The 16,398-nt window shown below is 69.6% G+C and carries 15 protein-coding genes; 3 read left to right on the top strand and 12 right to left on the bottom strand.

What is annotated here, in order from left to right; genetic code table 11:
- Positions 1-130 precede the first annotated feature (130 nt).
- From P4826_RS12865 to P4826_RS12875, 3 genes are all read right to left on the bottom strand, one after another.
- A complete protein-coding gene (locus P4826_RS12865; protein ID WP_317700772.1) occupies positions 131-3,685 on the bottom strand; it encodes a bifunctional diguanylate cyclase/phosphodiesterase in 3,555 nt (1,184 codons plus the stop codon).
- Positions 3,686-4,020: 335 nt separating this feature from the next.
- Complete coding sequence (locus tag P4826_RS12870; RefSeq protein WP_317700773.1) at positions 4,021-5,127, bottom strand: 3-deoxy-7-phosphoheptulonate synthase; 1,107 nt, start codon at positions 5,125-5,127, stop codon at positions 4,021-4,023.
- A gap of 36 nt (positions 5,128-5,163) precedes the next feature.
- A complete protein-coding gene (locus tag P4826_RS12875; RefSeq protein WP_317700774.1) occupies positions 5,164-5,637 on the bottom strand; it encodes a C40 family peptidase in 474 nt (157 codons plus the stop codon).
- Between the two features lie 209 nt (positions 5,638-5,846).
- Here P4826_RS12875 and P4826_RS12880 point away from each other — a divergent pair, with 209 nt between their 5' ends.
- The gene (locus tag P4826_RS12880; RefSeq protein ID WP_317700775.1) at positions 5,847-7,151 is read left to right on the top strand and encodes an aminotransferase class I/II-fold pyridoxal phosphate-dependent enzyme; all 1,305 of its coding nucleotides are present in this window, start codon (positions 5,847-5,849) and stop codon (positions 7,149-7,151) included.
- A 145-nt stretch (positions 7,152-7,296) separates the two neighbouring features.
- Here P4826_RS12880 and P4826_RS12885 read toward each other — a convergent pair whose 3' ends face one another.
- From P4826_RS12885 to dinG, 3 genes are read right to left on the bottom strand one after another with little or no spacing between them, the layout of a single operon-like run.
- The gene (locus P4826_RS12885) at positions 7,297-7,926 is read right to left on the bottom strand and encodes a 3'-5' exonuclease (RefSeq protein ID WP_317700776.1); all 630 of its coding nucleotides are present in this window, start codon (positions 7,924-7,926) and stop codon (positions 7,297-7,299) included.
- A 5-nt stretch (positions 7,927-7,931) separates the two neighbouring features.
- Positions 7,932-8,285 (bottom strand): zinc ribbon domain-containing protein YjdM, encoded by a 354-nt coding sequence (locus P4826_RS12890; protein WP_317700777.1) that lies wholly within the window; start codon positions 8,283-8,285, stop codon positions 7,932-7,934.
- Positions 8,282-10,462: an ATP-dependent DNA helicase DinG gene (gene dinG, locus P4826_RS12895; protein ID WP_317700778.1), complete on the bottom strand. Its 2,181-nt coding sequence runs from the start codon at positions 10,460-10,462 to the stop codon at positions 8,282-8,284. Before dinG ends, P4826_RS12890 begins: the two co-directional genes overlap by 4 nt.
- 127 nt (positions 10,463-10,589) lie before the next feature.
- Here dinG and P4826_RS12900 point away from each other — a divergent pair, with 127 nt between their 5' ends.
- Positions 10,590-11,198 carry an alpha-hydroxy-acid oxidizing protein gene (locus P4826_RS12900; protein WP_317700779.1) on the top strand — a complete coding sequence of 203 codons (609 nt, stop codon included), beginning with the start codon at positions 10,590-10,592 and terminating at the stop codon, positions 11,196-11,198.
- Between the two features lie 46 nt (positions 11,199-11,244).
- Here the strand turns inward: P4826_RS12900 and P4826_RS12905 are convergent, their stop codons facing one another.
- Positions 11,245-12,630: a homoserine dehydrogenase gene (locus P4826_RS12905; RefSeq protein ID WP_317700780.1), complete on the bottom strand. Its 1,386-nt coding sequence runs from the start codon at positions 12,628-12,630 to the stop codon at positions 11,245-11,247.
- A gap of 383 nt (positions 12,631-13,013) precedes the next feature.
- Here P4826_RS12905 and P4826_RS12910 point away from each other — a divergent pair, with 383 nt between their 5' ends.
- The gene (locus P4826_RS12910; protein WP_317700781.1) at positions 13,014-13,316 is read left to right on the top strand and encodes an acylphosphatase; all 303 of its coding nucleotides are present in this window, start codon (positions 13,014-13,016) and stop codon (positions 13,314-13,316) included.
- Here the strand turns inward: P4826_RS12910 and P4826_RS12915 are convergent, their stop codons facing one another.
- The 5 genes from P4826_RS12915 to P4826_RS12935 all read right to left on the bottom strand — a co-directional run bounded on the left by P4826_RS12915 (position 13,317) and on the right by P4826_RS12935 (position 16,395).
- Positions 13,317-13,562 carry an ATP-binding protein gene (locus P4826_RS12915; protein ID WP_317700782.1) on the bottom strand — a complete coding sequence of 82 codons (246 nt, stop codon included), beginning with the start codon at positions 13,560-13,562 and terminating at the stop codon, positions 13,317-13,319.
- Positions 13,563-13,568: 6 nt separating this feature from the next.
- Entirely contained in the window at positions 13,569-14,192 is a 624-nt protein-coding gene (locus P4826_RS12920; RefSeq protein ID WP_317700783.1) for an FMN-binding negative transcriptional regulator, read from the bottom strand.
- A 64-nt stretch (positions 14,193-14,256) separates the two neighbouring features.
- The gene (locus P4826_RS12925) at positions 14,257-14,655 is read right to left on the bottom strand and encodes a YkgJ family cysteine cluster protein (RefSeq protein WP_317700784.1); all 399 of its coding nucleotides are present in this window, start codon (positions 14,653-14,655) and stop codon (positions 14,257-14,259) included.
- Entirely contained in the window at positions 14,652-15,152 is a 501-nt protein-coding gene (locus P4826_RS12930; protein WP_317700785.1) for a GNAT family N-acetyltransferase, read from the bottom strand. Before P4826_RS12930 ends, P4826_RS12925 begins: the two co-directional genes overlap by 4 nt.
- 70 nt (positions 15,153-15,222) lie before the next feature.
- Positions 15,223-16,395 carry a Wadjet anti-phage system protein JetD domain-containing protein gene (locus P4826_RS12935; protein WP_317700786.1) on the bottom strand — a complete coding sequence of 391 codons (1,173 nt, stop codon included), beginning with the start codon at positions 16,393-16,395 and terminating at the stop codon, positions 15,223-15,225.
- Positions 16,396-16,398 lie beyond the last annotated feature (3 nt).

Below are 16,398 nucleotides of genomic sequence, written 5' to 3' on the forward strand. Positions count from 1 at the left end.
CGCGGCGCGCTTGCACCGGCCTGAAGCCACACCCTTGGCAGCATCCTAACTATCTGTGGGCATTACAGAAAACAGGCTTATCCACAGCGCATGGCGGGCTCTACTACTACCACTATGTATTGATGAATACCTATATGGAATAAGCCAGGAGGCCATCGGCGCCGGTGCCAGCGGCGTTTTTTGCGCTGATATGGGACTGCATCAGCTGCTCGACCTCCTGCGCGGGCAAGGGCTTGCTGAATAGATAGCCCTGGTAGGCCTGGCAGCCGGCCTGGGCCAGCCAGTGGCGCTGTTCCTCGGTTTCCACGCCCTCGGCAATCACCTCCAGCCCCAGGCTGTCGGCCAGCGCGACGATGGTGCGCACGATGGCGGCGTCGTTCGGGTCGGACAACAGGTCGTGCACAAAGCCCTGGTCGATCTTGAGCTGGCCCAGCGGCATGCGTTTGAGGTAGGTGAGCGAGGAATAGCCGGTGCCAAAGTCGTCCAGCGAAAAACTCACGCCATGCGCGCGCAGCGCCTCCATGGTGGCGATGGTCTTGGCCATGTCTTCGACCAGCAGGCTTTCCGTCAGCTCCAGCTTGAGCTGCGCCGCCGGGGCGCCGGTGACGGCCAGCACGCGCAGCACGTCGGCCACGAAGCCGGCATCGCGAAACTGGCGCGGGCTGACGTTCACGGCCATGGTCAAAGGCGCCAGATCGGGCTGTTTTTGCCACGCCGCCAGACGCGTGCAGGCGGTGTGCAGCACCCAGCGCCCCAGTGGCAGGATGAGACCGGTCTCTTCTGCCGCGGGTATGAACTCGGCGGGTGACACCATGCCGCGCCGTGGCTGCGTCCAGCGTAGCAATGCCTCCACGCCCAGGATCTGGCCGCGCGCGTTGAGTTGCGGCTGGTAGTGCAGTGAGAACTCCTGCTGCGCCAGGGCGGAGCGCAGGTCGGCCTCGAACGCCACATGCTCGTCCACGGCCTTTTGCATGCCCGGGTTGAAAAAGCGCAGCGTGCTGCGCCCGGCCATCTTGGCCTGGTACATGGCCAGGTCGGCCTGCTTGAGCAGCTCTCCCACGGTGGTGGACTGATCATCGAACAAGGCCACGCCTATGCTGGGCGTGCTGCGGTACTGGTGGCCCGCCAGGGCATAGGGAAGGGAGAGCGCGTTCAGTATCTTCTCGCCCACCTTGTTCGCATGTTCGGCTAGGGTTGCGGGCTGGGCACCTATCTGTTCGAGCAACACCACGAACTCGTCTCCGCCCAGCCGCGCCACCGTGTCCATGGCACGCACGCAGGTGTTGAGGCGCTGGGCCACGCTCTTGAGCAGCAGGTCGCCCTGGTCGTGGCCCAGGGTGTCGTTCAGCTGCTTGAAGTTGTCCAGATCGATGAACAGCAGCGCCCCACCCTGGCGCTGGCGCTGGGCCGCGGCCAGGGCCTGGCCCATGCGTTGCATGAAATGCGCGCGGTTGGGCAGGCCGGTAAGGGCATCGAACAGCGCCAGGCGCTGGATCTCCCGTTCGCTGGCCTTGCGCTGGCCGATGTTGGAGTTGATGGCCAGAATGGCCTCGGCCTCGCCCTGTTCGCTGCGCACCAGGGTCCAGCGCCCTTCGACTTCGATGGCGCGGCCATCGCGCGCATATTGCTGCAGCTCACCCGTCCATTCGCCGTTGCGCAGCACCTGGGCGCTGGCTTGGTGGAAGCACTGTGCATCCTGGTAGAGCAGGCTGGCGGCGTTGTGCCCCAATGCCTCTGCGCGGCTCCAGCCGTACAGCCGTTCTGCGCCCTCGTTCCAGAAGGTAATGCGATGCTCCAGGTCGCGCACGATGATGGCGTCGCTGGCCTTGTTCAAGAGCGATGCCTGCTGGCGTATGCGCATGTCGTCCGCCTGGCGCTGCAGTTCGGCAGCGGCGCGGGCCGCGAAGATTTGCAGTGCGGTGTCAACGAGATGCGCTCGCCGCAACGGCTTGCGGTACATCACCAGGATCATGCCCAGGGGCGTGCCGTCGCTGCCCGTGAGTTGCCGCCCGACATAGCTGCGCACCCTGCACCGTGCCAGCACGGGGTCATGCGGAAACAGCTGGGCCACGCGGTCTTCGATCACGACCAGGGGCTGGGTGAGCAATTGCGCGCTGGGTGTGCCCGACAGCGCGTATTCGAGCGTGGGCTGCACCACGCCATCGCTGATATGCGACAGCGTCACGGCCTGCAGGCTCTGGCCATCCACGGGCGGCTGCAGGCGCACCACGCAGGCAACCTGGGCCGACAGCGCGTCTGCCATATGCTGCGCCAGGTGGTCGAAGAAGGCCACGCCCGTTCCTGCCGATACCGCCTTGGCCACCTTCACGATGGCGGCCTGCAGGCGTTGCTGCTCGGCGCGGGTGCGCAGGTTTTCCAGGCCAAAGGCCAGGTCGGCGGCCATGGCTTCGAGCAGCTGCGTCTCCTGCGCACCCGGCTCCAGCACCTCGGGGGCATACAGGCACAGCAGGCCCAGGTTGCGCTCTGCGCCGCGCAGCGGCAGGTAGATGGCGGAATGAAACTCCAGCGCGTCCAGCAGCCCGGCCACCTTGTCGAAGGTGGGGTTGGCGCGCATGTCGCGCAGGACGACGGTGCGGCCGCTGCGCACGCAGATGCTGGCCGGCCCCTGGCCACCGGGCTCGTCGGGCGACCAGCTCAGGCGCAGCTGCGCCAGGTATTCGGGCGAGCCTCCGGCATGGGCCACGGGTTCTATGCGCTTGCGCTCGTCATCACGCGCCAGGCCCACCCAGCCCATGCGGTAACCGCCTACCTGCACCGCCACCGCGCACACGGCGTGCAGCAGCTCGGCCTCGGTGTTGGCGCGCAGCAGGGTCTCGCTGCAGGCACTGCGCATGCGCTGGGCCCGGCTCAGGCGCGCCAGTTCGGCGTCTATGCGGCTGCGCTCGGTGATGTCATGGGCCAGTATCTGCCAAGCCGGGTGACCGTCGAAATCGGTGACGCCGACGAATACCTCCATGTCCATCAGCGTGCCGTCCTTGCGTGCGTGGCGCCAGGTGGTAGCTGCCGTGGCCAGCGTGTGCGCGGCGCGCGCGTCGCTGCACATGGCCAGGGCGCTGTCGGCCTGGGCGCGCTGTGCCTGGGGCCAGAGCAGGCGCATGTCCATGCCCAGCAGCTCCTGCTCGTCATAGCCATAGTGGCGCGCCATGGCCGGGTTCACGGCCAGCAGGCGCAGGCTGCCCTGGTCACAGACCCACATCGGCTGCGGGTGCTCGGTGAACAGGCTGCGGTACTGCTGCCCGGCCTGCCAGTGCAGGCTGATGTCGATCATGCCGCCGACCATGCGCAGGCCACGGCCGCTGGCGTCGCGCAGCACGAAGCCGCGGTCGTCCACCCAGGCGTAGCTGCCGTCCTGGCGGCGAAAGCGGTACTGGGCGCACCAGAACTCAGCAGTGCCGGCTATGACTTGCCGCAGACTTTGCTGCACCTGTGGCGCGTCGTCGGGGTGCAGGCGCAGCGTCCACGAGCTGCCGTCCGGCGGCAGGCTGGCCAGGGGCACGCCAAAGAGCCTTTCCATGCCGTCGTTCCAGCGCATGGTGTCGGACTGCAGATCCCGATCCCAGAAGGCGGAGGTCATGGCGCGAAATGTCAGCGCGCCCGCCGCAGCCATGTCGGGCCTGTGCGTCATGCCCGCACCCGCAAAACCCCGCCCCTGGCCGCCCTGCATGGGCGGCAGGCGGGTGGCAGTGGGCAGGGGTTTGCGCTCATGCCCTAGGTCAAGGCAATGCGGCGCAAGCGGCCGACGGTGGCAGGACAGGTGGGCTCAACGGCATGGTGTGGCAGGGCATGGTGAGGGGACGGCGGAAACCATGGTTTACCTGAGGTTACAGCCAATCCACCATGGGGCTGAACCCTCATTTGCAGGATGGGGTGCCCGCAGTTTCGCCGAGGCGGGCGCCTTGTGTTTGTAACAAGCAGGCATGCCAACTCCTTGCTGCAGCAAAGTATCCATCGGGTCAGGCTTGCCACGGCCCCCGGATTTCCACGCCCCCGCCCGCTCCGCTATGGGGTGTTGCGCTCGCGCCGCGCGCGCACGGCAGCGGCCAGCTGCCGCAGCACTGGCACGGTCTGCGCAAAGCTGATGCAGGCATCGGTCACCGAGACGCCATGCCTGAGCGCCTGGCCGGGCACGATGTCCTGGCGGCCTTCCTCGAGGTGGCTTTCGATCATCACGCCGGTGATGCGCGCATCGCCGCCCGCGATCTGTGCCGCCACATCCTCGGCCACGGCGATCTGGCGTGCATGCTGCTTGCTGCTGTTGGCGTGCGACAGGTCGATCATCACCTGCGCTTGCTGGCCGGACTTTTGCAGCAGCTCGCAGGTCGATTGCACGTCGGCGGCGCTGTAGTTGGGTGCCTTGCCGCCGCGCAGGATCACATGGCAATCGTGGTTGCCGCGCGTCTCGAAGATGGCGGCCTGGCCCATCTTGGTCATGCCCATGAAGGCATGCTCGGCCTGCGCGGCCTGAATGGCATCCACGGCCACCTTCACGCCGCCGTCCGTGCCGTTCTTGAAGCCCACCGGGCAGGACAGGCCGCTGGCCAGCTGGCGGTGGCTCTGGCTCTCGGTGGTGCGCGCGCCGATGGCGGCCCAGCTCACCAGGTCGCTGATGTACTGGGGACTGAGCAGATCCAGGAACTCGGTGCCCACGGGCAGGCCCAGCGCCAGCACGTCCAGCAGCAGCAGGCGCGCGCGCTCCAGCCCCTCGTTGATGGCAAAGCTGCCGTCCAGGTGCGGGTCGTTGATATAGCCCTTCCAGCCCACGGTGGTGCGCGGCTTCTCGAAGTACACGCGCATCACGACAAGCAGATCCTGCGCCAGCGCGTCTGCCTCTTGCTTCAGCAGCCGCGCGTACTCCATGGCCTGGTCATGGTCGTGGATGGAACAGGGCCCGACGACGACGATCAGCCGGTCGTCCTGGCCGTGCAGCACGCGCGACAGCTGCAGGCGGCTGGCCTCCACCAGCTCCTGCGCGGCGTCGGGCGCGGGCAGCCATTCCTCCAGGATGGCGGGTGTGATCAGGGGGCGCACGGCCTTGATGCGCAGGTCGTCGATGCGCGTGGTGTCGTGCGTGCTGGGCGTGGGGATGGGGCGGTCGATGAGTGTCATGGTGGCCCGATTGTCGCCCCTGCGCGGCGCGCCCGTTCAGGGGCGCCGGTAGCTGGCGGACTGCTGCGCCCAGTAGCGCGAGCGCAAATGATCCAGCCGCACCGTGCCACCGCTCGATGGTGCGTGCACGAAGCGCCCTTCGCCCACATAGATGCCGGCATGCGTGGGCCGGCCGCCGCCGAACAACACCAGGTCGCCGGTGCGCAGCTCGTCCTCCGGCACCGACGCGCCAAAACCGCTCAGCAGCGCCACCGTGCGCGGCGGGGCCACACCGGCGCGGCTGTTGTAGACATAGCCGATCAGGCCGCTGCAGTCAAAGCCGCCCTCGGGTGTGTTGCCGCCAAAGCGGTAGGGCGTACCCACCAGGCCCAGGGCGTGGATGGCGATGTCGCTCGATTGCTCGGCAGACAGCCGGGCATAGGCGCTGGAGCGCGCGGCGGGCGCCGTGCCGCAGCCCGCCAGCAACAGGCCGGCCGCGAGCAGCAAAACAGGGGGAACGAGCTTGCGCATGGCTGCAAGCCTAGCAGCCTGCCACCGCCGTTGGTGCAGCCGCCGCCAAGGCCCCGGCTTTCAGCTACTTTTTCAGCGGCATTTCGGGTTGTATGGCCCTATTTCTGTTTCCGGCTGTGACGGGCGCCAGTTTTCTTGACCGATTCGGCGGCATATCGCGCGCATGGCAGTACAAAAAATCGTACTAGTACAAACAATACAATGTACCTATGACATCTTTGTTCGTCGAAGGAAGCAATGCCAGAGACATTGCCACAAGCCTTGAACATGCCATGCGCAGCGGCGCCCTGCCACCCGGCTCTGCCCTGCCCCCGGTACGCCAGCTGGCCGTTGAGCTGGGCGTGAATCCCAACACCGTCGCGGCCGCCTATGCGCGGCTGCGCGCCGCCGGCCGCGTGCTCACGGCGGGGCGCAAGGGCACGCGCGTGGCCGGCGCGCCGCCCTCCCCCACCCCGGTCTATGCCGCGCCCGAGGGGCTGCGCGACCTGGCCGGCGACCAGGTCGACGCCGCCCTGCTGCCGCGCCTACGTGGCCAGGCCTGGACGCAGGCGCTGGCCCAACCCCTGGATGGCGTGGCTGGCGATGCACCGCTGCTGGCTCAGGCCGCGCACTGGCTGCAGGGCCAGGGTCTGCCGGGCGAAGACCTGGGTTGTTTCTCGGGCGCGCTCGACGCCATCGAGCGCGCCCTGCGCCAGCATGCGCGTCCCGGTGACCGCGTGGGTGTGGAAGACCCGCTGTGGCCGCCGCTGCTGGCGCTCTTGCACAGCCTGCGCCTGGTGCCGGTGGCGCTGGCCGTCGATGCGCAGGGCATGTGCGTGCCGGCCGATGGCGTGCTGAGGGACTGCGCCGCCGTGGTGCTCACGCCGCGCGCGCAGCACCCCACGGGCGTGGCCATGACGGCGGCGCGCTGGAGGGCGCTGCGCCGCGCCTTGCGTGCCTGCCCGCACACACTGCTGATCCTGGACGACCACTGGGGCCCCTTGAGCGCCGCGCCGCTGGCCATGGCCGGCACGCTGCCGCCGCTGTGGCTGCATGTGCTGTCCGTCACCAGCAGCCTGGGGCCGGACTGCCGCGTGGCCGTGGTCAGCGGCACGCCAGGGCTGGTGCAGGGCATGTGCGCGCACCAGGCGCTGGGCCCGCGTGCCGTCAGCCGCTGGCTGCAGGGCCTGGTGGCGCAGCTGTGGCGCCAGGCCAGCCGGGGCAGGGGGCGTGGCTCCTGGCAGCACATGGCCGGCAGCTACGCCGCGCGCCGTGCGGCGCTGGCCCAGGCGCTGCGCCGCCACGGCGTGGCGGGCGACTGGGAGCGTGGCGAGGGCCTGCATGCATGGCTGCCCGTGGCCGACGAGGCCGCCGTGGCGCAGCACATGGCCGCGCACGGCTGGGCCGTGCAGGCGGGCGCGCCGCTGCGCCTGGGCAGTGGCCCGGCGATCCGCATCAACCTGGCGGCCCTGGGCCTGCGCGACATGGGGCGCCTCGCGCGCGATCTGGCGGCGGCGCTGCGGGCGGTGTCCTGATGTCCCGCAGGCGGCGGGTGCGCTGTCTATGCTTTCGGCCGCTACCTTCCTCCAGTGAGGGAAGTAGTTTGAGTGGCGCCAAGAATTAGATAAAAACGGCCTGTATCGCTTGTACGGTAAGCGCAAATAGCTATTAAAACAATAGCTATGAGGTGTGAGCCGCGCCCGTTGACAGCCTGTCCAGCAGCTTGCCGATGGACTGGCGCGCGCAGCGCTGCAGCTGCATCAGCAGGGCGTGATCGGGCCAGGGGACGCCAAAGCGCTGGCACAGCTCGCGCTGCATGCGTGCCAGCAGGGCGGCGGCCATTTCGGCGTCGGCCAGCGCGCGGTGGGCGCGGCCGGTGCGCGGCAGGCCCAGGTGGTCGGTGATGCGGCCCAGGCTGTGGCTGGGCGCGTCGGGAAACACGCGGCGCGACAGCAGTACGGTGCAGGCAAAGGGCTGGGGCGCGGCCAGGCCGGCGTGCTGCAGTTCGGACTGCCAGAACTTGCTGTCAAACGCAGCGTTGTGCGCCACCATGGGCGCGCTGCCTACAAAGCGCGCCGCCTCGCGCATCACCGCCTCGGCGGGCGGCGCCGTGGCCAACATGGCATTGCTGATGCCGGTGAGCTGTTCGATGAACGGCGGGATGGTTACGCCGGTACGCATCAGGCTGTCAAAGCGATCGACGACCTGCTCGCCTTCCATGAGCACGATGGCCACCTCGGTGGCACGGGCGCCCTGGGCCGGCGCCATGCCGGTGGTCTCGAAGTCGATGACGGCGATGGGTGCGGCCACGGGGTTCAGGCCTTTTTCAGGAACTCGGACTTGAGCAGCATGCTGCCCAGCTCGGTCTTGCAGTCCACGTTGTGGCCGTCGGCGCCGTCCACCAGGCGTATGCCCTTGATCTTGCTGCCCTTCTTGAGCACCGATGACGAACCCTTGACCTTCAGGTCCTTCACCAGGATCACGGCGTCGCCGTCGGCCAGATCGTTACCGTTGGCGTCGCGCACGCGGCTGTCTTCGGCATCGGCCGGCGCCGCCTCGGCCTGCATGGGCCATTCAAAGGCGCAGTCGGGGCAGATGTAGCTGGTACCGTCGGGGTAGGTGTTGGTCAGCCCGCATTGCGGGCAGGGTGGAATGCTGTGCTGGCTCATGCCGCCGATTGTCGCCGCTGCAGCGCAAACGGCGGCAGCCCGGCCAGCAGGCGCTGGCCATAGCCGGTGCGCACCAGGCGCTTGTCGTAGCAGTAGACATGGGCCTGGTCGTCCTCGGTGCGGATGGCCCGGCCCACCCATTGCGCCAGGCGGATGGCGGTGGCCGGCACCACCAGCTCGCTGAACGGGTCGCGCCCGGCGCCGCGCAGCCATTCGGCGCGCGCCTCGCCCACCGGGTCGTCGGGCGGGGCAAAGGGCAGTTTGGTGATGAACAGCGATTCGCACAGGCTGCCCGGCAGGTCCAGCCCCTCGCCAAAGGACTGCATGCCGAAGATGATGGACGGCAGGCCCTGGGCCACGCGCTCGCGGTGGCGCGCCAGCAGCTGCTGGCGCGGCAGGGTGTTCTGCACCAGAACCACGGGGCGCATGGCGGTCGGCATGGCATCTACCGCCTGGCGCATCTGCTCGCGCGAGGTGAACAGCACCAGCGCGCCGGCCTCGACCAGCGCCAGGTCGGACAGCAGCGCGTCCACCATCTCGGCCGTGAAGGTCTGGGCGTCGCGTGGCTCGGCCTGTGTTTCGGTGGCCACCAGCAGGCCCTGGCGCGCATAGTCGAAGGGGCTGGCCACGGCCAGCATGGTCACGGCGGCGTCGCCATGCAGGCCCGACTCGCGCAAAAAGAAGTCGAAATGCCCGCAGCTCGTCAGCGTGGCCGATGTCAGCACCGCGCCGCGCACGGCCGACCACAGGTGGTTCTTCAGCGTGTTGCCGGGCAGCACCGGGCTGGCGTGGGCGCGCACGACGATGAAGTCGCCCTCGACCTGCAGCGTGAACCACTTGGCCGCCGGCACCGCGCCCTCGGGCGCGTCCTGCAGCAGCAACTGGGCACAAGCGTGCACGCCCTCCAGCCGTGGCGCCAGGCTGCCGATCTGGGCATACAGCTGGGACAGGCGGCGCGCCTCGTCGGGCTTGTCGCGCATCTCGCTCTTGAGCGCCTTGGCGATGGCGCTGAGGGCCTGCAGAAAGCCGTCCGCATGGTGCGCAGCCTGACCCAGGGGCCCGACGAGCGCATCGGGCAGCAGGCCGCCGCTCACGCGGGCGCGCGTGGGCATGGATGAGTTGAATGAGCGCCGGCCGGGCAGCGGCGCGCGCAGCTGCTCGCCATACACATCCATTACCAGCCGCGCCAGGTCCTGCAGCGCGGCGCGCAGGCGTGCGGTGTGGTTGGGGATGTCGGCTATCTCTTCCACCTCCACCAGCTGGCCTATGCGCAGCGCGCGGCTGGCCAGCTTGTCCAGCCAGGTCAGGCGCGACAGATCCATCTCGCAGGCGAACTGATCGAGCGCCGTGGCCGGCAGGTGGTGCGCCTCGTCAATGACCAGCAGGCAGTTGTCCAGCTCGGGCAAGAGGCGCGCGCCAATCGAGGACAGCAGCAGGTCATGGTTGGCGACGATGACCTGGGCCGCCACCAGCTGTTTGCGCCGTTCGAAGTAGCTGCACTGGTTGAACAGCGGGCAATGTCTGCCGGTGCAGGAGCTGGCCTCGGCCGCCACGGGGCTCCAGACCTCGGGCTCGGGTGGGGTGTCCAGGCTGTCGCGGTCGCCGTCCCAGCCGCCCTGGGCCAGGGCGTCGGCCAGACTGGCGTAGAAGCGCAGGCGTGCCTCGGCGTCGTGGCGCGGGTGCCGTGCTTGCGCGGCCTCGTCGGGGAACAGGTCGTCGTCGGGCAGATCGTCATCGCCGCCGCCGCTGCCGCCGCCGGCCAGGCGCTCCAGCTTCAGCTTGCAGACATAGCGTCCGCGCCCCTTGGCGAGCGCAAAGGCAAAGGGCTGCTCCATGCGCGCCGCAAGCTGCGGCAGATCCTTGTGCACCAGCTGCTCCTGCAGCGCCACCGTGGCCGTGGAGATCAATACCCGCGTGCCGCGCGCCAGCGCCATGGCAATCGCCGGCACGCTGTAGGCCAGCGACTTGCCCACGCCGGTGCCGGCCTGGATGACGGCGATGGCGCGCTCGGGTTCATCGACATCGTCCTCGGGCTTGCCCAGCTGCGCCCGGGCGAAGGTCTCGGCCACCTGTCGGGCCATCAGGTGCTGGCCCTCGCGCACGCGAAAGCCGGCGCTGGCCTGAACCACCGACTCAAAGGATTGCAGGGCCTGATCGGCCCATTCTTGTGCGGACATGGATGGGGGCGGGCGCTTCAACCGTGGCGCACCGGATGCTGTGATTTCGTCCAGTTATGGTAGTCGATTGCGTTGCCTGCCCGCGGCCGCAGGGGCATTGCACCGAAACGGGCAACAATCGCGCGTCATGAAGCTGCACACCTTGCTGTCGGTTGCCGACTTTGAACGCCGCGCACAAGCCCTGCTGCCGCGCGCCGTGCTCGGTTACCTGAATGGCGGCACCGAGGATGGCCTGACCTTGCAGGCCAACCGCGATGCCCTGCGCGCCGTGCAGTTTCGCCCCAAGGGGCTGGTGGGCGTGGCCGAGCGCTCGCAACGGGTCACGCTGTGGGGCCGCAGTTATGCCCACCCGTTTGGCATCGCCCCCATGGGCGTGACGGCCATGTGCCGCCATCGCTGTGAGCAGGATCTGGCCGCCGCACGCCATGGCCGGGTGCTGGCCGCCGTGCCGCGCGACTTTCCGGTGCTGATCGACGGGGGCTTTCGCCGTGGCACCGATATCCTCAAGGCCATGGCCCTGGGCGCGCGCATGGTGTTTCTGGGGCGTGCCATGCTTTATGGCGCGGCCGTGGCCGGCCAGGCCGGCGTGGCGCGTGTGATCGACATCCTGGGCACGGAGATCGACCGCAACCTGGGCCTGCTTGGCTGCCCCGATGTGAACGCGCTGGATCAGGACTTCATCGTGCGTTTGCGTGCTGGCCATCCCGGCATGCAGGCCGGATATCAAATACTATAAAAATTATAGCGTTTAGCGACTATGTATAGGGCGCTGGAGGCCATTTTCATTCAAACTGCTGGGCGCCGAAATCCTCCACGCGCAAACGCCGCACCCGGGCGCCCGTGTGCGCCTGCAGACGCTCGGCCGCCTGCGCGGCCAGGCCGTCCGGGACGGGCGCGGTCAGCAGCAGCAGGCTGGGCGACGCGCCTGCCGCTTCGGCCGGGCCCCAGGCGCGGCGCTCCACCTTGACGCCGGCGTGCGCCAGTTGGCGCAGCACCTGGGCCTCGTTGAACGTCTTGCCCGGCAGCAGGCGCAGCAGCTGGCGCGTGCGCACCTGGGCCATGGGCAGGGGGGCGGCCGGGGCGTCCGCGCGTAGGCCCAGGGTGGGTATGGCGGTCGGGCCGCCCCAGCGGCCATCGGTGCCGGGGTGGCGTGCCAGATCCACCAGGTCGGCGAGCACGGCCGAGGCCGTGGGCTCGCCGCCTGCGCCGGCGCCACTGAAGAAGGCCTCGCCCGCGGCGTCGGCGCGCACCAGCAGGCCGTTGCTGGCCCCATCCAGCCGGGCCAGGGCATGCTGCGCCGGCACCAGGGCCGGGTGCACGCGCAGCTCCATGCCCTGCGCGCCGCGCCTGGCGATCGCCAGCAGCTTGACGACGTAGCCCAGCTGCGCGGCTGCGGCCATGTCGCCCGGTTGCAGGTCGCGCAGGCCTTCGACATGCACGGCGTCCAGCGCCGGGGGCAGGCCGAAGGCGTTCGCCGCCAGCAGGGTCAGCTTGTGTGCGGCGTCCGTCCCGTCCACGTCCAGGCTCGGGTCGGCCTCGGCGTAGCCCAGGGCCTGGGCCTCGGCCAGGGCGGTGGCAAAGTCCAGGCCCGCCGCCTGCATGCGCGTCAGGATGTAGTTGCTGGTGCCGTTGAGCACGCCGGCCAGGGCGTCGATGCGGTTGCCCGCCAGGCCCTCGCGCAGCGCCTTGATGACGGGTACCGCGCCGGCCACGGCGGCCTCGTAGGCCAGCACCCGGCCATGGCGTACGGCGGCCTGCGCCAGCTGCTCGCCATGCTCGGCCAGCAGGGCCTTGTTGGCCGTGACCACATGCTTGCCTTGGGCCAGCGCGGCCAGCACCCAGTCGCGCGCGGCGCTGCCGCCGGCCAGCTCCAGCAGCACGTCCACGCCGGGGTCGGCGGCCAGCCGCAGCGGGTCGTCCAGCAGGCGCAGGCCGGGCGCCTCGGCCTGCGCGGCCGCCGCCCGCGCCGGGGTGCGCGTGGCCACGGCGACGATCTCCACGGCCCGCCCGGAGCGCGCCGCGATCAGTGCCTGGTTGCGCCGCAACACGCGCCAGACCCCGGTGCCCACGGTGCCCATGCCAATCAGGCCCACGCGCAGGGCAGGGGGCATGGCCGGCGCGCGCGCGGGCACATGGGGCAAGGGGCTGAGCCGGGAATCTGCAAACATGGTCAATCTCCAAACAAGGCTGCGAGAGCCAAAACAAAAAAACCCAGCGGCCGGGGCTGGGTTTCGTTCGGAGGGGGAATGAGACACCAGGGGGCCGCCTTTGCGGCCACCCTGCGCGTGCGCTAGGCAACCGCGGTGGTCATGGTGCTAATCATGCGTGCGCTCGCGCCGGCCGGCGCCAAATGGGCGCTGGTGCTGGTGCGTGCGAGGTGCAATGACATGGGGCGCAGTGTAGCGCAGCGCGTGATTACGCTCTTGTTGCTTTTATATTGATAGCTGATGGCGCTTTATCCATAAGCGCTGCAAGCCATTTTGGTTGTAGTGACATGGCGTGTGCGACATGGTGGCCGGCAAGCCGATGGGCAGGGCGCTACAGTCCGTGCATGACCGCTGCCCCCACCCTCACCATCACCCGCCTGCTGCGCATCCATGGCCAGGTGCAGGGGGTGTATTACCGTCAATCCATGATCGAGGCCGCCTCTCGCCTGGGTGTGCGGGGCTGGGTGCGCAACCGCCTGGATGGCACGGTGGAGGCCCTGGCCAGCGGGCCGGCAGAGGCCGTGCAGGCACTCATCGCCTGGGCGCACGACGGCCCGCCAGCGGCGCGCGTGCAGCGGGTGCAGGTCGAGGAAATGGCCATCGATGAAGAGTCCGCGCCCGGGTTCCATCGGCGCGAGACGGTCTGATCAAGCGCCCGCCTTGGGCTTGCTCACGCGCACCATGCGAATCGCGTCGAACGGGCAGCGCAGCGCGCACAGCGCGCAGCCGGTGCAGCCATCGGCGTCGTGCAGCGTGGAGCGCTTGGGCCCCCAGCCGGATTCGCCCTGCACCTGCAGCGACAGCACATGCGGCGCGCACACGGCCACGCACCAGCCGCAGCCGGTGCAGCGGCCGGGGTCTATGGCGGGTAGGGCCTTGCGTGCTGTGTGCATGCTGTACTAGCCGGTCTGCTGCATGGCCTGGGCCAACGCCCGGTGATCGCGTTCGTGCAGCGCGGCCATGACGCCGCTGCGATCCGCCGTGCCGCGGTTCTGGCTCAGCTTGCGCTTGCCCTCCAGGTGCGTGATGTGTACCTCGATGCCGACGATGGCGCGCAGCATGTCGGCCAGGTAATCGGGCGGCGCGTCGCCCATCTTCCAGGGATGCGGTTCGCCGGCCTCGTGCGCATGCGTCAGGCGCGCCACCACCGAGCGCACATGCTTCACGTCGTCATGGATGGTGAGCGTGCCGTGGGCGTGCACGACCTCGTAATTCCAGGTGGGCACGGCGCGGTGCGTCTCGTGTTTGCTCGGGTACCAGTTGGGCGAGACATAGCCCTCGGCGCCGCGAAACACCACCAGCACCTCGCTGTCGGGCGCCACGCTCTGCCACAGCGGATTGGCGCGCGCCACATGGCCTATCAGGCGGCCGTGCGGGCCGCTGTCGGCGTCGAGCAGAAAGGGCAGGTGGTTGGCGTCCAGCCCCTGCGGGCCCGACGTGCACAGCATGGCCAGCGGATGGGCGCGCATGATGCGGTGCAACTCGTCCAGGCGTGATTCGGCGAAGTGTTCTGGGATGTACATGGCGGGCCCGTTCAGGTGGTGGCCCTATGGTACGGCCGCCCCCGCGGCAGGGTTGCCCCTGCCGCTATGCCTTGCGGCCGTAGGGGCACCAGCCCGGCTTGGGGCTTTTCTTCTGCGGGTGCAGGCGGCAGGTCTCTGGGCGCTGCTCGTACACCGTGCACAGCCGGGTCCTGGCGTCCAGGTACTGGCAGTCGCCATCGGCGCGCCGCGCCAGCGTGAACAGCAGGTGCTTGTGGTTGAAGTGGTCTATCAGGCGCGCCTTCTGCAGCCGCTTGGCGATGCGCTTGGGGTCCTCGTGCTCGGCTTCGAAGGCGTCCACCAGGCCCAGGCGCACCAGGTCGGAGAGCTGCACCTCCAGCGGCATGGTGCAGCAGTTGGCGGCGCAGCTGGCGCACAGGCCGGCGCGGTAGCGCGTCCAGCTGTCCGGGCGGTCCACGTCAACGATGGCGATGGGCGATCTCATGGCGTTTGGGGCCGGGCGCCATCGGCCAGCGCCTGCAGCTCGGCGCCCGTCAGGCGGTAGCGTATCCACTCGCTCTGCGGCCGGGCGCCCAGGCTGTCGTAGAGGGCGATGGAGGGCGTGTTCCAGTCCAGCACGCTCCATTCAAAGCGGCCGCAGTCCTGGGCCACGGCGATCTGCGCCAGGTGCTGCAGCAGCGCCATGCCGGCTCCTTGACCGCGGTGCTCGGGCGCGACGTACAGATCCTCCAGGTACAACCCGTGGCGGCCCTGCCAGGTGGAATAGTTGAAGAAATACACGGCAAAGCCCACGGGCGTATCACCCTGTTCGCAGATCAAACCGAACACCTTGGGCTGGTTGCAGAACAGCGTGCGCTGCACATGATCGGGCGTGGCCAGCACCTCGTGCTCGGCCTTTTCATACAAGGCCAGCGCGCGCACGAAGTGCAGGATGACGGGGATGTCGGCCGGGGTGGCCGCTCGGATGGTCAAGGGGGGCATGGGAGGCGGAAAGGAAGGCGGCGGCGCGCAGCGCTGCACGGTGGGCCGCTGGGCCGTTAGGGGCGTGATTTTAGGCAGCCCAGCCCGTCAGCGCCTGCGCCACGCGGGCGGGGTTCAGAAACTCCTGCTCCAAGCGGCCACGCGCCAGGCCGCGCAGACGTGCGTCCAGCGCCAGCTCCTGTGCCAGCAGGGCGCCGGGGCCGGGTTCTGGTGCCGGCTGCGGCTCGGCCACGGCGCGGTCAGGGTGCGCCTCCAGCGTGGCCCGGTCCATCAGCAGCGCCTGCAGATGCGGCAGATGGCCGCGCGCGCCGGCCAGCATGGCCAGGCCCCAGGTGTCTATGTCGCCCCAATAGGCCACGCGGCGCGCCTGCAGCCAGGGCGCGGCCAGCCAGGCCAGGTTGCGCCCCGCGCCCAGGATGGCGATGGTGCCCGCCAGCGGCCGGGGCAGCAGGTGCAGACAGCGTTCGTTCTCCACTAGCAGGATGTGGGCGGCGGGCAGGGGCGTGGCCTGCAGCTCGCTGGCCGGCACGCGCTGGCGCGCGAAGGGCAGCAGGCCGGGGGCCAGGGGCGCGACCAGCAGCCAATGCTCGTCGTCGGCGCTGGCATCCAGAAAGGCGGCAAGGCCCGCGCGGCCGGCGGCGCCGTCAAAGCGCAGGTCGAGCAGGGCGGTGAGCAGGGCCGCGTGGCGCTCGAAAAACTTGCTGTCGTTGCCCGCTACGGCCAGGGCGCGCAGCGGCCGGCCCTGGGCGCAGCCGGGCGCGAGCTGCAGCGCCATGCGCGCGGCGGTGATCACCTCATCTACTGGCCCCGCGCGCCACAGCGCCAGGCGGCGCAGCAGCAGCGGGTGAAACTGCCCATCGACCGCACCCAGCACGGCTTGCAGCGCCTGGTAGTCGGCCTGGGCCGCCCGGCCCGCGCCGCCCGCATGCCGGGCCATGGCGGCGATCGCCTCGGACGGCCGGCCCAGCAGCCAATGCGTGGGCACGGCCAGCGGCGCGGCCGCGCTCTGGTAGCGGCGATCCTGCCATTGCACCTGGCCTGGGCCTTCAGCCTGTATGGCGCGCCAGGCCTGCAGGTGGGCGCGCAAGTCCGCGCCGCCCTGCGCAAACTGCGCCGCGCTGGGCGCGCCAATGGCCAGCCGCACGGGCCAGGCGCCGGGGCCGGGCAGCAGCTGGCGCTCGCGCCAATCGGCGCGCTGCCATTGGTGGGCGAGCTGCTGGGCCAGGTCTTGGGGGGATTTCATGGA

Origin of the sequence: Diaphorobacter limosus, assembly GCF_033100095.1 — a bacterium.
Classification (GTDB): domain Bacteria; phylum Pseudomonadota; class Gammaproteobacteria; order Burkholderiales; family Burkholderiaceae_C; genus Alicycliphilus; species Alicycliphilus limosus.